We start from the raw sequence: 20,392 nt of genomic DNA, 5'->3' as shown, positions 1-20,392 counted from the left end.
TGCAGATCTGTGCGGGCCACGCCAATGGACCGGTATAAAGCAACAGCGATGCGACAAGCGGCGACAATTTGTCGCGATGGGGCGCGGGATGAGTTTCGCGACTCATCGACCGAACCCCAGCCACGGGGTCAGATAATAGGTCGTAAACACGAACAGCCAGACGATATCGACGAAATGCCAGTAGAGAATGCCCGCCGAGACGACGATCCGGCGGCGCGGCGAGAAATAGTCGAGTGCCACCCACAGCCCCATTATCGCAAGGATGATCAGCCCGGCAACCACGTGCGCCATGTGCAGCCCGGTCGTGGTGAAATAAAGCGAGGCATAGCTCGACGTATCGGGTCGGTACGGCTTATCGGCCCATTCCTTCATTTGTACCGTGGCGAACACCGCGCCCATGACAAAGGCGCCGCCGAGCCCCGCTAGAGCCTGCGCGCGATTGCCCTTCTCGACGCCTTTCTCGCCAAACCAGGCGACGAAACTCGAAGCGAGCAGCAGAACCGTATTGGGCAGCGCCGGCCACATCGCCGGCCGCGCCTCAAGCAGCCAGCCGGGCTGGGCGCTGGCGGCGGTGTAATAGTAAGCGAACAGCAGATAGGAGAACAAAGCCGCTTCGCTCGCGATCAACGCGCCGATGCCCCATTGTCCAAGCCCGTGCCGGCCGATCGGGCCGACCGGCAAGGCGGCAGGCTGAGCGATGACGCGGTCAGCCATGCGCCGGCTCGCGTTCGAGCAGCGCGCGTTGCGGCCAGAGCCACAGCAACAAGGCGCCAAGCACCAGCAATCCACCGATCGCGATCGCCGCCCAAAACTTGGCGAGCAAAGCGACGAACAGCACCTGCAATGCAACGGCGAGTGCCACCGGTGCCCAGCTGTCTTCGGGCATCTCCACGATGCGATCGGGCTCGGCATCCATTGGGGTAGTGGTGATCGCCTCCTTGCCGCGGTCCAGCGTCATGCCGCGTGCGAGCGACGACCGGCCGCGGCTTTCGTCAAGTTCCTCCTCCCACAGCGGGTGACGCGAGGCGATCGTTGGAATCACGGCGAAATTATATGGTGCCGGCGGGGACGCGACCGCCCATTCGAGCGTCGGCCCGCCCCACGGATCGGCCTCGGCTTTCGCGCCGCGCCGCCAGCTCTTCGCGACGTTGACGAAGAACAGCAGCACGCCGACCGCGAACGCGAAGCTGCCGATCGTCGTGATCATGTTGAGCGTCGACCAACCAATGCCCGCCGGATAGGTCCACACGCGCCGCGGCATGCCGAGCAGTCCGGTCAGATGCATCGGCAGGAACCCCAGATTGAACCCGAGGAACATCGTCCAGAAATTCCACCGCCCCAGCTGCTCGTCCATCATCCGCCCGGTCAGCTTGGGGAACCAGAAATAGGTCGCGCCGACCACCGGAAATACGTTGATCCCGACGAGCACGAAATGAAGGTGCGCGACGACGAAATAGGTGTCGGTCAATTGCCAGTCGACCGGCACGCTGGCGGTCATGAACCCCGACACGCCGCCGATCACGAACAACAGGACCATTGAGGCGAAGAACAGGAAGGCGGTCGTGACATAGGGCTTGCCGGTCCAAATCGTCGCCAACCACGCGAACACCGCGACCGCGCTGGGCACGGTGATGACGATCGACGCGCCCGAGAAGAAGGACAGGCTCAGGCCCGGCAACCCGGTCGCGAACATGTGATGGACCCACACGCCGAACCCCAGGATCATCGTCGCCACCGTCGATAGCGCGACCAGCGAATAGCCGACCAGCGGCCGCCGGCAGAACACCGGCAACCCGTCCGACACCATGCCCATCGCCGGCAGCACGATCGCATAGACCCAGGGGTGCCCGAAGATCCAGAACAGGTGCTGCCACAGCAATGGCTGGCCGCCGCCCGCCGGCCGGAAGAAGGCGGTGCCGAATTGGCGGTCCATCCATAGCAGGAAGAAGGCCAAGCTGACCGCAGGCACGACGACGAGGTTCGCGACGCTGGCGGTCAGCGTCCCCCAGATCAGGATCGGCATGCGGTTGATCGACATGCCGGGGGCGCGCATCTTGAACGCGGTTACGACGAAGTTCGCCGCGCCCACGCTCGTCGAAATGCCGAGCAGCACCATGCCGAGCGCGTAAAAATCCTGGCCCGGGCCCGGGCTGAACGCGCGATCGGCATAAGGCACATAGTTGAACCAGCCGTCGTCCGGCCCGTTGCCGCTCACGAAACCGGCGTGGAGAAACAAAGCGGCGGCGAGATACGCCCAATAGCTGAACGCATTGAGCCGCGGAAACGCCATGTCGCGCGCGCCGAGCAATAGTGGCCACAGAAAGTTCGAGAAGCCCGACAAGATGGGCGATGCGAACAGAAAGATCATCGTGATGCCGTGCATCGTGAACAGCTGGTTGTACTGCGCCGGCGTCAACAGCCGCAGCTCGGGGCCCATCAGCTGCAACCTGATCGCCAGCGCCTCCAGTCCGCCAAGCGCGAGCAGGAGGAACGCGGTGACGATATATCGCAGGCCGATTTCCTTGTGGTCGACTGTCGTAAACCATCCGCGCCAGCCAGGCGTGGCATCCCAGATCGGGTGTAGACGCGCGCGGAGTTTCGGCGTGTCGTCGCCGATCTCCGGCGTCCGCGTCGCGGCCGGCCTCATTTGAGCGTCTTCAAGAGCGCGAGCAAATCGTTCAGTTGGCGCCCGTCAAGCGGCTGCGCCGGCATCTTGCTGCCCGGCTTCGCCGATTGCGGATCGAGGATCCAGCCCGCGAGGTTGCCCGTGGTATTGTCGAGCGTGCCTGCTGCGATCTTGGCGCGGCTCATCAGATGCGTGAGGTCCGGACCGCTGCCGCCACCTACCCCGCGTAAGGCATGGCATTGCGCGCATTGGGTCTTGAACACGACGAGGCCGCGCTGCGCGTCCGGCGTTGCCGGCAAGGGAATTGGTCGCTGTTGTCCGGCACGCCAGGCGGCAAACTGGTCAGGCCGTTCGGCGACGACCTCGAACGCCATCTGGGCGTGTTCGAGGCCGCAATATTCGGAACACTGTCCGCGGTATCGCCCCGGGCGTGAGGCCTCCAGCCAAGCGACGTTGATCTGGCCAGGAATGACGTCGGTCTTGCCCGATAGCTGCGGCACCCAGAAACTGTGGATCACGTCGGGGCCATGCAGCCGGACGACGACTTTGGTATCGGTCGGAATGTGGATCTCGTTGGCGGTGACGAAGCTGCCCGCCGCGTCGGCGTAGCGCACTTCCCACCAATATTGCCGCGCGGTGACGTCGATCGTCAGCCTCGCGTCGCGCGGCGGACCGACGACCCGGCCCAACGCCGCCATGGTCCAGATCAAGGTCACGGCCATTGGAAGCGCGCTCAGCGCCAACCCCCAGCGAATCCAGCCCAGCCCATCACCGCGCCGCTCGACCGGCGCGCGCTCACCGCGCGCACGCCCGACGCCGAACCACAACAGGGCGCCGATCACAGCGCAGACGACGACCGACAGAATCGTCAGAAACCAGGTCAGCGGAACGATTGTCGCCGCGCGTGTGCCCGCGCTGATCAGATAGCCGAGCGGCGCACCGGTCATGCCGCCGCTTCATCCATCGACCGCCACATTTTGGCGAGCGACCGCACCGCGATCCCAAGGAACAGCAGGCATCCCGGCACCCACATCAGCGTGCCGCCGAGCTGCTGGTCCTGAATAGGCGTCAGGCCCCACACCTCGGTCGTGAGATAGTGCGGCGCGTACATCGGCCATGAGGCCAAGCTGATCACGGCGCCGAGTAATCCCATCTGGACCGATGCCAGCGTTCCCGCGGCGAGCGCCTGGGGTGTGTGCTGTCGCAGCAAGGCCACCCACAGCCAAACGCCACTTGCGGACAGGCTCAAATGCATCGCCCAGTAGACCGCCGGCGAAGCGAAGGTTGCCGTGTAAGGGTTGGGCATATGCCAGAACCACAGGAGCGCAAGGAACGCGGCGTTCGCGCTCCACAGCGACCGCGGCGTCGCGATCGTGCGCCAACACGGCAAAGCGCTCGCGACCAACGGCGCGGCGGCCAGCAGCAGGATCATGTGTTGCGCAATCCGCGCGGCGAACAGCGACACCGACAAAGCACATAGCGGCGAGATCAGCGCCGCCGCGGCCACTCCCCAGCCGATAAGGACTCGCCGCGCCATCGATGGGTTGGCTCGCAGATGGAGCGCCGCGACTGCCACCAACGCTGCGATCAGCACCGGATCAAGATTGAACCGCGCGATCAACGTGTCGGGCAGCGGCGGCGCGCCGCAATACACCGCCCCGCTCATCACCCGCCCTTCGGCAAGGCGAATGCCAGCGTATAGTCGCCGTAGCGTGTCCCGAGCGCGCCATGCCCGCCGGCGGTGATCACGATATATTGCCGCCCGTCCTTACCCAGATACGTCATCGGCGTCGCTTGCGCGCCGGCGGGAAGACGCGCTTTCCACAGTTCGGCGCCGGTTCTGACGTCGAACGCGCGCAGATACTGGTCGGTCGTCGCGCCAATGAACACGACGCCGCCGCGCGTGATGATCGTACCGCCGAGATTGGGCACACCCGTCTTCAGCGGCAGCCCAAGATGCGTTCCGAACAAGCCGGTATCACGCGCCGTGCCGAGCACGTCGCTCCACATGACCTTGCGCGTCTTGAGGTCGACCGCGGTCAGCTTGCCCCAGGGCGGCGCGCTGCACGGCGCGCCGAACGCGCCGATCCACGCTTGCACGACCGCGACGTACGGCGTGCCGTATTGCTGATAATAGATCGGCGCCTTGGCGTTCTCGCCCCCGCGTTCGGCCGCCTTGATCATCTTCTGCCCTTCGGGGCTGTCGGCGCGGACGAGGTGAATGCGAAACGGCATCGCCATCGTGTTGACCGTAAAGATGCCGCGTTCGGGGTCGACCGCCCCACCGCCCCAGTCGGTCACACCGTCGAACGCCGGGTGGCCGATGATCGTGTCGGTCGTGCTGAAGGGCGCGTAGATGCCCGCCGCGCCTGCCTTTCTGAACTCAATGCGACACAATAATTGATCGATCGGCGTAGCACCCCATGTCGCGCGTTCCGTTGGCGGCGGTGGCGTGAAAGACGGCATGCCGACCGAGAAAGGCTGGGTCGGCGAATAGGCCTCGTCGGGCATGCCGCCCTTGGTCGAAACGGGCCGTTCCTCGATCGCCGCGAGCGGCTCGCCGGTCAGCCGGTTGAGCAGATAGACTTGCCCCATCTTGGTCGTCTGCACGAGCGCAGGCACGGTACCGCCGCTGGGCAGCGGCAGGTCGACCAGCGATGGCCCGACCGGTACGTCCATGTCCCAGGTGTCGCGATGGACGAGCTGGCGGTGCCAGCGCATCTTGCCCGTCGCGATATCGAGCGCGACGATCGACGAGCCGTATTTGTCGTCGAACGGCCGCCGCTTGCCGATCCAGTAATCGGGCGTCGCGTTGCCGGTGCCCAGGTACACGATGCCGTTTGCGGCATCGGCGGTCATTGCGCCCCAGACGTTCGGCGTCCCGCGCGTGTAGACGTCGGTGCCGGCCAGTGGCGCTATCGCGTCGTCGCTGCGCCCCATGTCCCACGCCCACACCGGTGCGCCCGACACGGGATCATAAGCGCGGACGACCCCGGCCGGTTCGTCGACCGCGACATTGTCGATCACGCGCTCGCCGATGATCAGCCGCCCGTTGGCGACGACCGGCGGGGACGTGCTGATCTGAAACGCGGCGGGGGATGTGCCCATGTTGTCGCGCAGGTCGATATAGCCGCCCTTGCCGAACGTCGGGCAGGGTCGGCCGGTATCGGCGTCGAGCGCGTACATTTTGGCGTCGAACGTCGGCGCGAAGATACGGCGCGGACAGGGCGTTCCCGCCGGCGCCTCGAAATAGGACACGCCGCGGCAAACGAGGTAGCTGTTGCCCTTGATGTCGGCATTGGTGTGCCAGCTCCACCGCGTCTTACCGGTGGTCGCGTCAATCGCCTGGACGTAACTGTGCGGCGTGCAGGTGAACAACGTGTCGCCGATATGGATCGGCGTCGCCTCGGAATGATATTCGCGCAGATGCTTGACCGCTTCATCGGGCATCACGCCGTCGCCGGTACGCTGGGTCCAGACGAGCTTGAGGTTGGCGACGTTGGCCGGCGTGATCTGATCGAGTGGAGAAAAACGGTCGCCCGCCAGCGTGCCGCCGTACGAACTCCAATCGCCGGACGGCGGCTGCGATGACGGCGGGAGAGCGCCGGGCGCTGGTGCTGCGTGAAGGCTCGCCGGCAGGACGAAGTGCAAGCCGATAAGCCCCGCGAGTCCCGTAGCGGCAATGGCGCCGACGCGCTTCCCGGCGTGCCGCCCGGGCCGACGCGCGACGAGCGTGAGCCCGACGAGAAGGAGGAGCACCGTCGGTGCGACGACGCGCGGGATCAGCTGCAACGTGTCGAACCCGACTTCCCAGATCGCCCACAGCCAGGTTGCGACCCAGATGGCGAGATAGAGCCATTGCCCGCGCCGATCGCCGCGCCCAATCAGCGCGCCTGAAACGATCAGGGCGATGCCCGCCAGCAGATAATAGATCGAGCCGCCGAGCCAGGCGAGTTCGCCGCCCGCCACGACGAAGAAACCGCCAAGGATTGCGAGAAGCCAGCCGGTTAGGTTCGAGTAGATTCTCCACATGGCCGCCTCCTAAACCGCTCGCTTAATGACAGCTAAACGCGGGCGTCAAAGTTGCGTTGCCCGGTCAGTAACGGTCGTGCGAATTTCGCGCCAGCGGGAGCTGGAACCGTCCTGCTGCCCCGACCACAGTTCAGATTTGGGGAAGCTTGCAATTGCACGGCCAAGCAGTTTGACCACCGGGCGGAGGGCAGGACGCGAAGCGATCGAAAGAGCGCTCCCTACCATCTTAGTGCTGAGGCCAGCTTCAACCGTCACCCGACGGCGCATAATGCACGATCGCCGTTCCGAAAGGTGCGCGTGAGCGGGCCGAGCCAGCGGGGAACATGCCCCAACCTGAGATCTTCAAGTTTCCGTCACGATGAGTGCCGGTCGCTCCGCGGCCGGGGAGCGAAAGGTTCAGCCCAATCCCGGCAGGGTACCGTATCAATGTCCTTTTCTTTGAGCGGCTAACTGATTTTGATCAACCGCGAATTATCGCTTTTTTGAGCTCTCAGATGGTAATGGTTCTGGAACAGCACGGTAGGACTCCCGATGATAAGATTGCTCTACATCAGCACGGCGCGCGAGCGGCACTCACCAGCGATTTTGGAGGACATCCTGAGAATGTCGCGACGCAATAATACCGCCGCGAATGTCACAGGTCTGTTGATTGCTGGTGGCAACCGCTTTCTTCAGGTGCTCGAAGGTCCCGAGCAAAGCGTGCAGAGTACCTACGACCGCATTTGCCAAGACGTGCGTCACCGAGCGCCGGTCGTTCTCAAGCGGGAGCCGATCAAGGAACGGGCGTTCGGATCGTGGTCGATGGGATTTCAGGCGGGAGGGCCCACCCTGCCGCCAACAGCGGGCATCAGCGACCAGTTAGCAGCCCTGATGGAGCCGATCGAGGATCCCACCCTGCGAGCATATTTCGAGGGATTTGTGCGGCAGCATGCTGCTTGATCGGTAGGAGCGATTGAGAACGTATTCGCGTCGCGCCTAGAATGCCGTCGTACAGTAGGACCGTAGGCGTTCCTGCAAGCGGTCGACCCGTCAGACCTTCATCAACGCCGCTGCGTTGAATTTTGGAAGCAAAAATCCCCGTCGTTCGTTTTTCCGGCTTCGACGCCAGAGCGAAAGGAGACGAACGATGCCCCGTGGCGACAAATCCAGCTACACGGACAAGCAGAAGCGTAAGGCCGAGCATATTGAAGAAGGCTATGAGGATCGGGGCGTTGGAAAAAGAGAAGCGGAGCGCCGCGCATGGGCGACGGTGAACAAGGAGTCCGGTGGGGGCAAGAAGTCCGGTTCGGGACGCGGCAAGGCGGAAAATCACGAAAGCTCACGAAAAGGCGGGCGCAAGGGTGGGTCATCGCAGAGCGCCGAAAAACGATCTGCCGCCGCGAAAAAAGGATGGGAGACCAGACGCAAAAACGGGAACGGGTGATGTCGATTGATAAGGCGATCCAGCTTCACCCGATGTCGGCGCTGACCCTGACGAAGAGGTGGCGGCCTTCCGACACAGCAGAAAGCTGACAATCTGGAACCCCCGCGATGTGGCGGCGGTGGCCCTTAAAGTTGATCAGATTATCATTCCTCTGCCGCGCCAAATTCGGAAGCGTTGCGCCTGATTGGCGAAGCCCCACGGTTCGCCAACGCTTGAGCCACTCGGTCCAGCAAATCGACGCGGCGGTAGGGCTTACCGAGAACATCGCGTCCTGCTCGGGCCGGCTCGTCGACAACTAGCTCCTCATTGTATCCGGTCGTCATGAGGACCGCGACGGTGGGATCGCGCTTCGTCACTTCTTCCGCCAGCATGATGCCGTTCATGCTACCCGGCATTACCAGGTCAGTGAACAACAGATCGACTGGATCGTCTGGAAGCGCGCGCTCGAATGCGGCCAAGCCAAGTTCGCCGTTTTCCGCGGTCGTGACGCGATAGCCCGCGTCAGCCAGGTTCTCGCGAGCGAGCGCGAGGACGTCCGAACTATCTTCGACTAGGAGAATGTGATTTTGATTTCCGACCGCGGTAGCGATGGTCGGCGCGACGTTGTTAGAGGCAGACACTTCCGGCTTTATCCCGACGGATGCCGGAAACATCATGCGGATGACTGTACCCTTGTCGACTTCACTTTCAATTTCGAGGCGACCACGGGATTGTTGCACGAAACCGCTTGCCATGGCGAGCCCCAGGCCGGTTCCCTTACCAGTAGGCTTGGTCGTGAAGAACGGCTCGACAGACCGCGCCAGCACGTGTGGAGGCATGCCGCTACCCTCGTCACGCACTTCGACCACGACATATTCGCCTGGCAAAAGCTGACGAGCGGCTGCATCGCCATTCAGTGTAATCTTGCGTGTCGAAATGGTAAGCAAGCCGCCGTTCGGCATGGCATCACGGGCGTTCAACGCGACATTTAGGATCGCCATCTCAAGTTGCTCGACGTCGAGCGATGCGCCCGGCAGACCACGACGCAGACTGAGGTGGAGCTCAACACCGCGCCCCAACGAGCTTTCCAACATGTCCGCGAATCCGGCGATGCAGCCGCTGACATCGATGACGCGAGGATCAAGGCGCGTTTTGCGAGCGAACGCGAGCAACTGCCCCGTCAGCTTTGCGCCGCGTCCTGCGGCACTTCGCGCGCGGTCGAGGTACGTTTTTGGCCGGTCTCCATCGACATGGTTAGCCAGGAGCTCCAGGCTCCCTGTGACGACTTGAAGCAGGTTGTTGAAGTCGTGCGCGAGACCAGCGGTCAGCTGCCCGATCGCTTCCATCTTCTGCGATTGCTGGAACGCCTGCTCGCTTTCGCGGCGCCGCGTCACATCGAGTTGGCTGGCGAAAAAATATAGCAACGTGCCTTGCGTGTCATAGACGGGGCCGATGAACACCGCGTTCCAAAAGGGCGAGCCGTCGCGCTTATAGTTAAGGATTTCGAGCGCAATCGAGTCTCGGCGCGCCACAGCGTCGCGCAGCTCCGTCACTTGCTCTCGGTCCGTCTGGGCTCCCTGCAGAAAACGGCAGTTGCGGCCTATGATCTCGGCCTCCTCATAACCGGTAAGATCGAGAAACGCCTTATTTGCGAAAACGATTGGATTGTCGTCCAAGTTGGGATCTGTGAGAATCATCGGCATGCGCGTCATTTCGATCGCGGCGAAAAAAACATCGCCACGATCGTCCAGTCCTGGCTTTGTGATCACGCTTTCGCGCCAATGTCGTTTGGCGGTTCCGCCAGTCGGGTCACTGCCATCATTCGAAAGCGCGTTTCCTGCGGGAATGCCGAGTATCTGACCGTTGCCTTCGCTTTCGATCGCTTCGTGTTCGTCGTCTGCCACTCAGTTCGTCCAAGAAGTTGATTCGCCGATCCCGTAACGATCTAGCGAGAAATTTGTCGCACATATGGATCAACCAAATTGAACGCTGCACATCCTGCGCCGATCTTGGCGCTTCACAGAAAGACCATGGGCTCCAGGCAACAGAGAACGTTTACGAGCGAATTGCTGAAGCGAACTTAGAAACCGCCAAGGGCAGCCTTACACCCATGCGCGCAGCCGAGGGCTGCCCTGCGCCCTATAACCCCACATCAAATCGCGATCAGCGCTAACTAGAAGCAGCCGCCAAACTTATGAGCGACGTTGGTGCCTATTGCGCCTAGCCAATGGTGTCGTCTCCAGCCAGAGTTCTAGCATGCAGCGAACTCCAAATCGCCCTTGGTGGGAAACCGGCGTGGTCTATCAAATCTATCCGCGCTCGTTCCAAGACTCGGGCGACGACGGCATCGGTGATCTCGCGGGGATCGAGCGGCGTTTGAATTATGTGTTCGACCTAGGGGTCGATGCGATTTGGCTGTCCCCGATCTTCCCGTCACCGATGGCAGATTTCGGCTATGATGTAGCGGACTATTGCGGAATCGATCCGATGTTCGGCGATATCGTCGCGTTCGACCGGTTGGTCGCAGCGGCGCACGCGCGCGGTCTGAAGATCATCCTCGATTTCGTGCCTAATCATTCGTCGGACCAGCATCCCTGGTTTGTCGAGAGCCGGTCGTCACGCGACAATCCCAGACGCGACTGGTACATCTGGGCCGACGCGGGGCCAGACGGTGGACCGCCCAACAATTGGATAAGCGACTTCGCTGGCTCGTCCTGGGAGTGGGATGCACGGACGGAGCAATTTTACCTTCACGCCTTTCTCAAAGAGCAGCCAGACCTCAACTGGCGCAACCCTGCGCTCAAGGCAGCAATGTTCGATGCCATGCGCTTCTGGTTCGATCGCGGCGTAGATGGCTTTCGTATCGATGTGCTTTGGCACATCGTAAAAGCGAAGGGCTTTCCCGATAATCCGGTCAATCCCGGTTGGACGCCCGAAATGAATGCGCGCGACCAAGTGTTCCAAAAGTATTCAACGGACCAGCCCGAAGCGCATCAGATCGCGGCCGAAATGCGGGCGCTTGCCGACAGTTACGGCGCGCGCGTGTTGATCGGGGAGATCTTCCTGCCCAACGAGCGTCACGCAAAATGGTTCGGCACGCCTGATCGCCCAGAAGTGCACCTGCCGTTCAACTTTCAGCTGATCGAAAACGAGTGGAATGCGGAGCGTATAGGGCAACTGATCATCGATTATGAGGCATCCCTCCCAGCAGATGGCTGGCCGAACTGGGTAGTCGGCAGTCACGACGCCCCGCGGATCGCAGCCCGAATCGGCGAGGCACAGGCGCGCGTCGCCGCCATGCTGCTGCTGACGTTGCGGGGGACGCCGACGCTTTACCAGGGGGACGAATTAGGTATCGGCAAAGTTGATATTCCGCCAGACCGCGTGCGTGACCCGCAAGAGCTTCGCCAGCCGGGTCTTGGCCTTGGTCGTGATCGGTCGCGCACGCCTATGCCATGGAATGGATCTTGCCACGCCGGCTTTAGTTCGGTGGAACCGTGGCTGCCACTCAACTCCGATTGGAAAGAACGCAACGTGGCGGCAGAAGCGGATAAGGCACGTTCAATGTTGACCCTCTACCGGCGGCTGCTGTCCGTGCGGCGCTCAACACCGGCCCTCAATGAAGGCACCTTTACCTTGATCCGAGCGGACAATGACGTGTTGATGTTCGAGCGCAAGCTCGGGCGAGTTCGCCGGACGATCGCGCTCAATTTTAGCAACGAGCCGCGGCGCATCGATTCCGCAAGAGGCAAAGTGATTCTTTCGACGCTTGAGGGTGTCGGGGCGTCCGGCGAACTGCGTGGCAACGAGGGGGTCATCGTCGGATGAGGATTGCGATGCTCGCGCCCATCGCGTGGCGTACGCCACCGCGCGCCTACGGACCATGGGAACTTGTCACAAGCTTGCTGACGGAGGAGCTTGTCGCGCGAGGCGTAGACGTGACCCTTTTCGCGACCCTCGACAGCCTGACGCGGGGTAAGCTCGATGGTGTCGTTCCGGCTGGATACGAAGAAGATCCCTCGGTCGATGCGAAAGTGTGGGAGTACCGCCACTTGAGCTACGTTTTCTCCCAGGCTGGCGAATTCGACGTCATCCATAACCAGGCGGATTTCCCGGCGCACGCGTTTACGCCCCTGATCGACACACCGATGGTAACCACCATTCACGGCTTTGGCTCAGAGCGCATCCTGCCGATGTACCAACCGTTTCAGGATAGTGTGCACTACGTGGCCATCAGCAATGCTGACCGACACCCTTCGCTCAAATACGCCGCGACCATCCATCATGGCATCAAGCTGGAAGACTTCCCGTTTGAAGGAGACGGCAGTCCCACCTTGCTCTTCTTTGGTCGCATCCACCCCGATAAGGGAGCAGCAGAGGCTGTCGCTGCGGCGCAGGCGTCCGATCGCGAACTTGACCTATTCGGCGTCGTTCAAGATCGAGGCTATTACGAGCGCGCGGTCCTGCCGCATCTTTCTGATTCCATTCGTTATCACGGGTCCGTTGGGGGTACTGGGCGTGTGCGCGCACTAGGAAACGCGCGCGCGCTGCTCCACCTCATCAACTTCGACGAACCCTTTGGCCTTTCCGTGATTGAGGCGATGGCCTGCGGAACACCCGTCATCGCTAATCGGCGGGGATCGATGCCCGAGCTGATCGAGGATGGCGTTAATGGATTTCTCGTGGACAGCTTTGACGAAGCAATCGCCGCGATCGCGCGCTGTGACGAGATAGACCGAGCAGACTGCCGACGAATGGTGGTTGAGCGTTTCTCGATCGAACGTATGGCCGATCAGTATATCAAATTATATCGCGACGTCTGCGGTAAGCGACTGCGGTTGCCGGGCTCAGGGGCAGCGGCGCCTCTTTGAACCCGTGACGTACGGACGCTTCTGGCATCGAGTCCTGACGCGAGCATCAAGCGTGCCGGAACATCCACCCTGTATGGATCGTGCCGAGCGCATTCTCGATGACGACGGGGATTTCCGGGACGCGGGAATCTGCGTCCGGCGCCCATCGACGATTGATGATTAGGCGGTCACCGTTCTTCAAGTCGAGCCGCGCTTCCTCGCCGGCAAACAACAATGCCCCGATGTCGCCCTCAAAATCAATTTGATGCCCACGAACATCGACCGACCATGCCTCCTCGAGGCACTGCTCATCAACGCAGACCAGCCACTCGCCTTGTAGACTTTCTTCCAACTTCATTGGCGTAAGATGCGAACTGCGAGAGCGTGTCGCAAGGTTAGTTTCCAAAGCTTCAGCGTAGATCGACTGGGGACACGCGGGCGTGCGCAGGACCTCGCGCCCGCGTCTCAAATGCGCCCCAATAGGCCGCCCCCCGCAGAACGTTGCAAATGCCGATAGCGGACTTTGCGGGATTGAAAAACGCTTTGATTCTCTGCATTCTCCTCCTGCCAGGGCGCGGGGGCGCGTCATTGGAGGCAATATGATGCCTGTAAGAGAGGTTATCGAGGATCGAGCCTATTTCGCTCAGCGCGCTCGTGAAGAACGAAAAATAGCGGCAACCTGCGAAGACAATGCTGCGGCACTGGCTCATTTAAAGATGGCTGAGGAATACGACAAAAGAGCGCAGCGCCTTGTTCGGGGTTGATCTTTAGCGTTTCCTTGTGGGCATGCCGGCCGCGAAGGAATTTCAGATCCTCAAAAGGTGCCGCCTACGCTATCGTGCGCCGGCAACAGGCTATTTCGCGCACCAATTCCGATTATTTTCCGAACCGGAACGAAGTATAAAGAGCTGCCAGCGGTCAGGTTGGTGAGTTTACATTGATCTGATCATAGAAGCAGCCAGTGGGCATCGAAGGATGTCGTATCATTTCCTCGTGAGCGGTATTCGTTCGGTTTGTCGAGTGCGGCTGCCGCCTAATACCTGCTGTCTTAGAACGAGGTGGAGATTCCTAGGTTGACGCGCGGCTGGCGATTGCGCGTGTCATAGCGCACTCCCGACAGGGGCACTGCGATTTCCGCCGTCGCGCCGAACGATCGCGTGATATCTACCCGTAGCCCGCCACCAACGGATGCCAGCGAGCCGCCGCCGAAGCCATTGGACAGGTTTCGCGCCACACCACCGTCACCAAAGGCGTAAAGCTGCGCGCGCCTGGCGATACCAAACGGGCGTTTGATATCCCAGCGCAGCTCGGCGGAGCCCATTGCGCCCTGATCGCCGGAGCGTTCGCTCCAGTCATAGCCGCGCAAGAACGTACTCCCGCCCAGCGACACTTCCTCGCCGACGAGCAAAGGCTGCGACGCGATCTGGCTATCGCCGGCCAATCGGATGCTGAACCCCGAGCCCATCGGTCGGGTCCATTCGATCCAGACGTTTGCAGCCGTAAAAGTGCCATCGGCGTCAAACCGCGAAGCGAGGGGGTCGTTTCGTCCTGTCGCGTCGAACAGATCAACCCCTTGCGACAGGATCGCGCTCACGCGGAGCCGGCCACCCAGCATGTCGTCATAGCCGTATAGGCCCACCCGCGCGACGGACGCTCGGTCGCGCCTGACCTCCGTGCTCCCGCGACGTTGAGTGAGATTGTCTACCTCTAACGAGCCGGTCAACCAAAGGCTCGAATGGCGGCGACGATACAGTGGCTGTAGCAGGCCAAGCGACTGCGACCAGCTACGCCCGAGAATGTCGTACGATGAAAGGTACGACCCTGGCTGGATCACCGAATAGGTCGACGCGATCGACAATGCCGTGCCCGTGGTACCGATCTGCTTCTGATACCGAACCCGTCCATATTGGAGCTCACGGGGTTGGACGAGCGAGGTCGAGTAACCGAACGTTACTGAATCGTCCGCCGCGAACAGTTGCGCGATCATGAGGCTGGCGTGGAGCTCGATCGGGCCGATGGGCCGGGTACCGTCGTTGCGGAGCGAAAGGCTTGCGGAAACCCTGTCTTGCGCGACGGTCACGACCAGGGCTCCCACACTCCCATCGCGGACGAGCTTGGCGCGGCGTACGCGGATACCGTCGATGTCGCCGGCAATCAGCAACCGGCGCTCCAGTGCACCCAGGGTCACGGGCTGCCCGTTGGCAAGTGGTGCGAGCGCAGCGCGGACCGCTCGATTGTCGCTACCATCGACATCCACGCGATCGATGCGGCCTTCGTCGACAGCGACGATCAGCACACCAGCCGTTAGCCGTTGCGGCATGATGCGTGCCGTCGCGAAAACGTATCCGCGATCGCGCGCGCGCGTGGCGATGCGATCGGTCAGCGCGGCGAGATCGTTCGATCCCAGCGATCTGCCGACAAAGTCCGTCAGAATGTCGCTGAACTGATCCGCGCTCAACACTGTCAGGCCAGACAGCGAAATGGCCCCCACCGTGACTGTGCCGCCTATTTCGGGGGCGAGCGTGGCGGTCGGATTGTCTCGGATCAAAGGCGGCAGGGTCGAAGCCACTGATTCGGGTGCCGGGTCGGGGGCGCGCGAAGGAGGCGCCACACGGTCGAGCGTTGTTTGCGCCGTAGCGGGCGACGCTAAGGCCGCAGTCATCGCAGCGGATAGCACATAATCGACAAGACAACGCTTCACACGACACCCCTTCCGAATGACCGTGGGTAGTCATCAAGTTGTTACAAAATCGTCAAAACCTTCCGGGATTTTAACCCTAAAAACTAAGCTCGTTGCAGGACCTTCCAGATACGCCGGTCCGGAATCGGGGAGTCCGGGATGTACAAATCGTTCAAGATCACGCTGAGCACGTTCGCACTGTGTCTTTCCGCACCGGCATGGGCCGCGGGCGCCGATTGGACCGTAAGCGAAGCGAGCGGACGCGTGGTGACGCGCGACGCCAGCGGCGACCACCCGATCGCGCGCGGCTCCATCATTCCTGCGGGAGCGACGGTCGTGACCGGTGCCGGGGCCCGCGCCGTGCTGGTGCGCGGTGATGATTTCGTCACGGTTTCAGCAGCGAGCCGCGTTCGCGTGCCCGACGCCAAATCGCCGTCGATGGTCCAGATGTTCCTGGAATGGGGCACTGGCCTATTCAAGGTGAAGCATACCGACAAACCGCATTTCGGCGTGAAGACGCCATATCTCGCGGCCGTGGTGAAGGGCACGACATTCACGGTCACGGTCGGTCAGGACGGTAGCTCGCTGCAAGTGCTCGACGGGGCGGTCGGTGTCGCGACAAACGATGGCGGCGCCAACGAATTGATCCGCCCCGGCATGGTCGCCGTGGTCGGTGCCGGCGATCAGTATCGTTTGACTATTCAGGGTCAGAACAGTCGAGTGATCGACTCGCCGATGCGCGGGAGCCGGACTCCGGCGACAGCGGAAGACTCGCCGAAGATCGGCGAAACCGCTCCCACGCCCACGAACAATGGGTCCGGAACGACTGCGAAGAGCAATGACGACTTCGCCTGGAGCGAGGTATCTAACAGTGTTGTCGGCGCCCCCGTCGAAGCGAAGCCCGTCGATTTGGAAACCGTGACCGGTGGGCTCGTGAGCAACGGCAGCGCCAGCGCTACCGTAGCGATGTCGGCTGCGGTGCCTGTCGCCCCCGGTCCTGCCGTGGGTCCGGGCAAAGGCAACGATGCCAAGCCCGAGCCCGGCAATAGCAGTGACGACAAGCCCGACACCGGCAAGGGCAATGACGCCAAACCCGATCCCGGCAAGGGCAACGACGCCAAGCCCGACCCTGGCAAGGGCAACGACGCCAAACCCGACCCCGGCAAGGGCAACGACGCCAAGCCCGACCCTGGCAAGGGTAACGATGCCAAGCCCGACCCGGGCAAGGGCAACGACGCCAAGCCCGACCCAGGCAAGGGCAACGACGCGAAGCCCGACCCCGCCAAGGGCAACGACGCCAAGCCCGATCCCGGCAAGGGTGACGACGCCAAGCCTGATCCCGGCAAGGGTAACGACGCCAAGCCTGATCCCGGCAAGGGTAACGACGCCAAGCCCGATCCCGGCAAGGACAACGACGCCAAGCCCGATCCCGGTAAGGGTAACGATGCCAAGCCCGATCCCGGTAAGGGTAACGATGCCAAGCCCGATCCCGGTAAGGGTAACGATGCCAAGCCCGAACCGGGCAACGTTAATGGCAATGGCAACCCAAAAGGCAATGGAGGTGGGAACGGTCCCGCTGTCGATATCGACGTCGGGGGGTTGGTAGACGTGGATGTCGGCCTTGGCGGCAAAGACATCGGTGCGGGGATCAACAAAGGTAGAGGCGGCAAGAAGTAGAGGTCGTGCTTGACGGAATTTTAGGTGATTGAGGGCTAATACCGCCCATTCGAACGAGGGCGGAGCGGTGACGACAGCAATTCCACAACTCGTCAGGCGTTGGCGGTTATTCACTCTCCTCGGGGCCTTGTTGATCGGCCTCATGACGGGTTGGTCCGGGCTGGGCCAAGGGCTTGAACATGGTCTGGCCGAGGCCCGCTATGCCCTTCGCCATCATCAGTCGACTGGCGACGTTGTCATCGTAGAAGTTGATGCGCGCAGCATCGCGGCGATCGACCGCTGGCCATGGCCGCGACACAATTACGCCTCTGCTGTCGACCGTCTGCGCTTGGCTGGCGTCGCGTCGATAGCATTCGACGTTGATTTCTCGGCATCGTCGAACCCTGCCGAAGATTTAGCGTTTGGTGCTTCACTCGCGCGGGCTGATGGCTTGGTTACGTTGCCGACGTTCCGTCAGGCCGCAGACAACCGACGTGATGGCTATATCGACTCCTTGCCGATCCCCGAGCTGCGAGCGCACAGCCTGGCCGCCACTGTCAGCGTCCTGCCTGACGCCGATGGCAAGGTGCGCAATGTCCCGTTGGGAGAGATCACCAACGGCCTGCCGCGGCCCTCTCTCGCGGCGATGATTGCCGGACGCAACGGCAGTGCGGGGGCTGAATTTCCGATCGATTATTCCATCGATCCAGCGTCGATCCCACGCTTTAGCTTCATCGACATCCGTGACGGCAAGGTCGACCCTGCATTGCTCCGCGGTAAAAAAGTCCTCATCGGCGCCACCGCGATCGAAATTGGCGACCGCTACGGCGTGCCGCGTTTCGGTGTTATTCCAGGTGTCGTTATACAGGCACTTGCTGCGCTGACCCTGGAAAGCGGCATCCCAAGTCGGGCTGGTTGGTTCGGCCCGTTGTGCCTTGCGATCCTGCTAGGCTCGTTGCTGCTGCGCGTTCGATCGACCCTTCTGCTGGCAGCAGGCTCTGCTGCCGCGACCCTGGGTCTGTTTGCGGCATCCACTATCGCCGGCTCCGCCGGGCTGGAGGCCTCGCTCGTTCCCAGCCTCGTCGCACTTTACGCAACGATTACCTGGGCAGCCGTCGTGCGTGCGAATGCTTGGTTGGCCACTCGTCGCGCGATCGACGATGCGACCGGCTTACCTAATCAGCACGCTTTGGCCGCAGCTCTTGCTAACAAAGATGGCACGGCAATTGCTGCCGTTCGCATCGCCGATTACGACCGCTTGCTGGCGACCCTCGGCGCGAGAGGAATCGCGGATTTGATTTGCCGTGTGCGCGACAGAATCAGCGTGCTCGCGGGCGGTATCACCCTTTACCGTGTCGATGACCGCGTGCTTGCGTGGCAGGCGGTCGCGCCAGCCGACCAGCTGGCCGTGCGACATGAACAGTTGCGCGCGTTGATGCTCACGCCGGTGGAAGTGGCCGGCCGCAAAGTTGACGTGTCTGTGGCGACGGGCATGGCCATTGTCGCGGCGGACGGGGCCTATCCAGCGATTGCGAACGCGTCGATGGCGGCCGACCTGGCGCTCACCAGCGGCATCGGCTGGCACTTGCACGCGACATCCGATGCGGAGGCAGCAAGCACGGAATTGTCCTTGGCCAGCGATCTGGACGACGCCATCGCGACAGGCGACGTCTACCCGCTCTATCAGCCCAAGAAGAACCTTCGAACGGGCGAAATCGCCAGCGTGGAAGCGTTGGTCCGTTGGAACCATCGCACCCATGGCATGTTGCGGCCAGATCATTTCATTCCCCTGCTCGAACGCGCCGGGCGCATCGCGAGCTTGACGCTTCACGTCGTCACTTGCGCGATCCGCGATGTCGAGCGGTGGCGGTCACGCGGTCATCAGGTGACCACGGCCGTCAACCTGTCGGCAACCTTGCTGGAGTCGACGGCATTCATCGATCAACTGGAGGACCTCATACGCGGTAGCGGCGTCGATCCCCGATTGCTGATTTTCGAGGTGACGGAGTCGGCGGCGATGCACGCGCCCGATGTCGCCGCGGCGGCGCTTGGTAGATTCAAATCGTTGGGTGTGGCGATTTCGATGGATGATTACGGCACGGGCCAGTCGACGCTAACCTATCTGAAAAAGCTGCCGCTCGACGAACTCAAGATCGATCGCAGCTTCGTCGAATTCGCACACCAGAACCGCGGCGACGCTGTGCTTGTACGATCGACGATCGACCTCGCCCACGAACTTGGGTTGAAGGTCGTCGCCGAAGGCGTCGAAACCGAGGAATGTCTAAAATTCTTGACGTCGGTCGATTGCGATCTCGCGCAGGGCTATCTCATCAGCAAGCCGATCGACGCCGCTTCGATCGCCGTCTTGCTCGATATCGGTGCGCGGCAGGCCGCATGAGCGGAACGCTGGAACAGCGCGACGCTGTCTCCGCACTTCAGTCGGCAGCGATGGAGAATACCAACGTATCATTAGGGATTTTTCCGGGGAACCGACAGAGTGCCGCGCGCTTTGAACGCGCGACGTTGGCGTGAGCGGGTACTGATGATGATCGAGATCGATGGAGCGCATCATCTGCGTGCCACTCCCCGCTATAAGCTCTTTCAGCCGACCGAGATAACCGTCGAGAAGCGCGTCGCTCGGGCTCACATCCTGAACCTCTCGGCAGGGGGAGTGTTGGTTTCCGTTAGCGAGCCACCTGCGCAGGACACCGTCCTAGAGGTCCAATGTGGCGGAAAGACGCTCCGCGCGCGCGTGATCTGGACTAAGGATGATCGACTGGGCGCTGCATTTTTATGGCCATTGACCGATACTTATGTCAGCGCCCTTGTCGCGGCCCAAGATGCAGCCCTTGCCCTTAAAACCGCCAGAAGGCTTCTCCGCAGTCCAGCGGAGTAACGGTGGCGCGGCGCGGTCCCAGAGGCAGCGGTGCAAAATAGTCTCAGTGCAGCATACGGGCTCGACCTTCTTCGCCACCTAATGGTCGAGGAGAGGGATCATGGGATACGCGACTCGAGATAGTGCCTTCGAGTCTAATATTTTAGTCGGCACCGCTACGACCTATGATGGCCGTGCGCGCTATCAACCGTGAATTTTAAAAGGCCGCGATAGCGCTACAGCTTCGCGGCCATGTTGACTTCGTCCCAAT

15 protein-coding genes are annotated in these 20,392 nt (G+C 61.9%); 7 read left to right on the top strand and 8 right to left on the bottom strand.

Going from position 1 to position 20,392, the window contains the following annotated elements; genetic code table 11:
• Positions 1-102 precede the first annotated feature (102 nt).
• From FPZ24_RS04760 to FPZ24_RS04740, 5 genes are read right to left on the bottom strand one after another with little or no spacing between them, the layout of a single operon-like run.
• Positions 103-714 (bottom strand): cytochrome c oxidase subunit 3, encoded by a 612-nt coding sequence (locus FPZ24_RS04760; protein WP_146569958.1) that lies wholly within the window; start codon positions 712-714, stop codon positions 103-105.
• Positions 707-2,647 (bottom strand): cytochrome c oxidase subunit I, encoded by a 1,941-nt coding sequence (gene ctaD, locus FPZ24_RS04755; protein ID WP_146569957.1) that lies wholly within the window; start codon positions 2,645-2,647, stop codon positions 707-709. Before ctaD ends, FPZ24_RS04760 begins: the two co-directional genes overlap by 8 nt.
• Entirely contained in the window at positions 2,644-3,573 is a 930-nt protein-coding gene (coxB, locus tag FPZ24_RS04750; RefSeq protein ID WP_146569956.1) for a cytochrome c oxidase subunit II, read from the bottom strand. The genes ctaD and coxB overlap by 4 nt, the downstream gene beginning before the upstream one ends.
• Positions 3,570-4,292: a cytochrome c oxidase assembly protein gene (locus FPZ24_RS04745; protein ID WP_146569955.1), complete on the bottom strand. Its 723-nt coding sequence runs from the start codon at positions 4,290-4,292 to the stop codon at positions 3,570-3,572. Before FPZ24_RS04745 ends, coxB begins: the two co-directional genes overlap by 4 nt.
• Entirely contained in the window at positions 4,292-6,658 is a 2,367-nt protein-coding gene (locus tag FPZ24_RS04740; RefSeq protein WP_146569954.1) for a membrane-bound PQQ-dependent dehydrogenase, glucose/quinate/shikimate family, read from the bottom strand. The genes FPZ24_RS04745 and FPZ24_RS04740 overlap by 1 nt, the downstream gene beginning before the upstream one ends.
• Before the next feature lie 531 nt (positions 6,659-7,189).
• Here FPZ24_RS04740 and FPZ24_RS04735 point away from each other — a divergent pair.
• Together FPZ24_RS04735 and FPZ24_RS04730 are read left to right on the top strand one after the other, a co-directional pair.
• Positions 7,190-7,597: a BLUF domain-containing protein gene (locus FPZ24_RS04735; protein WP_146569953.1), complete on the top strand. Its 408-nt coding sequence runs from the start codon at positions 7,190-7,192 to the stop codon at positions 7,595-7,597.
• A 187-nt stretch (positions 7,598-7,784) separates the two neighbouring features.
• Entirely contained in the window at positions 7,785-8,081 is a 297-nt protein-coding gene (locus tag FPZ24_RS04730) for a plasmid stabilization protein (RefSeq protein ID WP_146569952.1), read from the top strand.
• A gap of 143 nt (positions 8,082-8,224) precedes the next feature.
• Here FPZ24_RS04730 and FPZ24_RS04725 read toward each other — a convergent pair whose 3' ends face one another.
• Positions 8,225-9,964, bottom strand: coding sequence for a histidine kinase famiy protein (locus FPZ24_RS04725; protein ID WP_146569951.1), 1,740 nt, complete (start codon positions 9,962-9,964; stop codon positions 8,225-8,227).
• A 352-nt stretch (positions 9,965-10,316) separates the two neighbouring features.
• Here FPZ24_RS04725 and FPZ24_RS04720 point away from each other — a divergent pair, with 352 nt between their 5' ends.
• Complete coding sequence (locus tag FPZ24_RS04720; RefSeq protein ID WP_146569950.1) at positions 10,317-11,888, top strand: alpha-amylase family glycosyl hydrolase; 1,572 nt, start codon at positions 10,317-10,319, stop codon at positions 11,886-11,888.
• Positions 11,885-12,931, top strand: a complete 1,047-nt coding sequence (locus tag FPZ24_RS04715) for a glycosyltransferase family 4 protein (protein WP_146569949.1) — start codon at positions 11,885-11,887, stop codon at positions 12,929-12,931. Before FPZ24_RS04720 ends, FPZ24_RS04715 begins: the two co-directional genes overlap by 4 nt.
• A gap of 46 nt (positions 12,932-12,977) precedes the next feature.
• On the opposite strand, the gene FPZ24_RS04710 is transcribed toward FPZ24_RS04715, so the two are convergent.
• Complete coding sequence (locus FPZ24_RS04710; RefSeq protein ID WP_146569948.1) at positions 12,978-13,268, bottom strand: hypothetical protein; 291 nt, start codon at positions 13,266-13,268, stop codon at positions 12,978-12,980.
• A gap of 690 nt (positions 13,269-13,958) precedes the next feature.
• A complete protein-coding gene (locus FPZ24_RS04705; protein ID WP_186729055.1) occupies positions 13,959-15,479 on the bottom strand; it encodes a ShlB/FhaC/HecB family hemolysin secretion/activation protein in 1,521 nt (506 codons plus the stop codon).
• A 270-nt stretch (positions 15,480-15,749) separates the two neighbouring features.
• On the opposite strand from FPZ24_RS04705, the gene FPZ24_RS04700 reads away from it, so the two are divergent.
• The 3 genes from FPZ24_RS04700 to FPZ24_RS04690 all read left to right on the top strand — a co-directional run bounded on the left by FPZ24_RS04700 (position 15,750) and on the right by FPZ24_RS04690 (position 20,142).
• Positions 15,750-17,267: a FecR domain-containing protein gene (locus FPZ24_RS04700; protein ID WP_146569946.1), complete on the top strand. Its 1,518-nt coding sequence runs from the start codon at positions 15,750-15,752 to the stop codon at positions 17,265-17,267.
• Between the two features lie 130 nt (positions 17,268-17,397).
• On the top strand, positions 17,398-19,644 hold the full coding sequence (locus FPZ24_RS04695) for a putative bifunctional diguanylate cyclase/phosphodiesterase (protein ID WP_146569945.1): 2,247 nt from the start codon (positions 17,398-17,400) through the stop codon (positions 19,642-19,644).
• A gap of 144 nt (positions 19,645-19,788) precedes the next feature.
• A complete protein-coding gene (locus FPZ24_RS04690) occupies positions 19,789-20,142 on the top strand; it encodes a PilZ domain-containing protein (protein ID WP_146569944.1) in 354 nt (117 codons plus the stop codon).
• Positions 20,143-20,392: the final 250 nt, after the last annotated feature.

The organism is Sphingomonas panacisoli (genome assembly GCF_007859635.1).
Classification (GTDB): Bacteria; Pseudomonadota; Alphaproteobacteria; order Sphingomonadales; family Sphingomonadaceae; genus Sphingomonas; species Sphingomonas panacisoli.
Note: the sequence above shows the minus strand (reverse complement) of the source record. Positions and strands in the feature narration are given on the sequence as shown.

Excerpts from the sequence above, each read along its gene's own strand:
- FPZ24_RS04760 (WP_146569958.1), bottom strand. The coding sequence starts at position 714 with ATGGCTGACCGCGTCATCGCTCAGCCTGCCGCCTTGCCGGTCGGCCCG.
- ctaD (WP_146569957.1), bottom strand. The coding sequence starts at position 2,647 with ATGAGGCCGGCCGCGACGCGGACGCCGGAGATCGGCGACGACACGCCG.
- coxB (WP_146569956.1), bottom strand. The coding sequence starts at position 3,573 with ATGACCGGTGCGCCGCTCGGCTATCTGATCAGCGCGGGCACACGCGCG.
- FPZ24_RS04745 (WP_146569955.1), bottom strand. The coding sequence starts at position 4,292 with ATGAGCGGGGCGGTGTATTGCGGCGCGCCGCCGCTGCCCGACACGTTG.
- FPZ24_RS04740 (WP_146569954.1), bottom strand. The coding sequence starts at position 6,658 with ATGTGGAGAATCTACTCGAACCTAACCGGCTGGCTTCTCGCAATCCTT.
- FPZ24_RS04735 (WP_146569953.1), top strand. The coding sequence starts at position 7,190 with ATGATAAGATTGCTCTACATCAGCACGGCGCGCGAGCGGCACTCACCA.
- FPZ24_RS04730 (WP_146569952.1), top strand. The coding sequence starts at position 7,785 with ATGCCCCGTGGCGACAAATCCAGCTACACGGACAAGCAGAAGCGTAAG.
- FPZ24_RS04720 (WP_146569950.1), top strand. The coding sequence starts at position 10,317 with ATGCAGCGAACTCCAAATCGCCCTTGGTGGGAAACCGGCGTGGTCTAT.
- FPZ24_RS04715 (WP_146569949.1), top strand. The coding sequence starts at position 11,885 with ATGAGGATTGCGATGCTCGCGCCCATCGCGTGGCGTACGCCACCGCGC.
- FPZ24_RS04710 (WP_146569948.1), bottom strand. The coding sequence starts at position 13,268 with ATGAAGTTGGAAGAAAGTCTACAAGGCGAGTGGCTGGTCTGCGTTGAT.
- FPZ24_RS04700 (WP_146569946.1), top strand. The coding sequence starts at position 15,750 with ATGTACAAATCGTTCAAGATCACGCTGAGCACGTTCGCACTGTGTCTT.
- FPZ24_RS04690 (WP_146569944.1), top strand. The coding sequence starts at position 19,789 with ATGATGATCGAGATCGATGGAGCGCATCATCTGCGTGCCACTCCCCGC.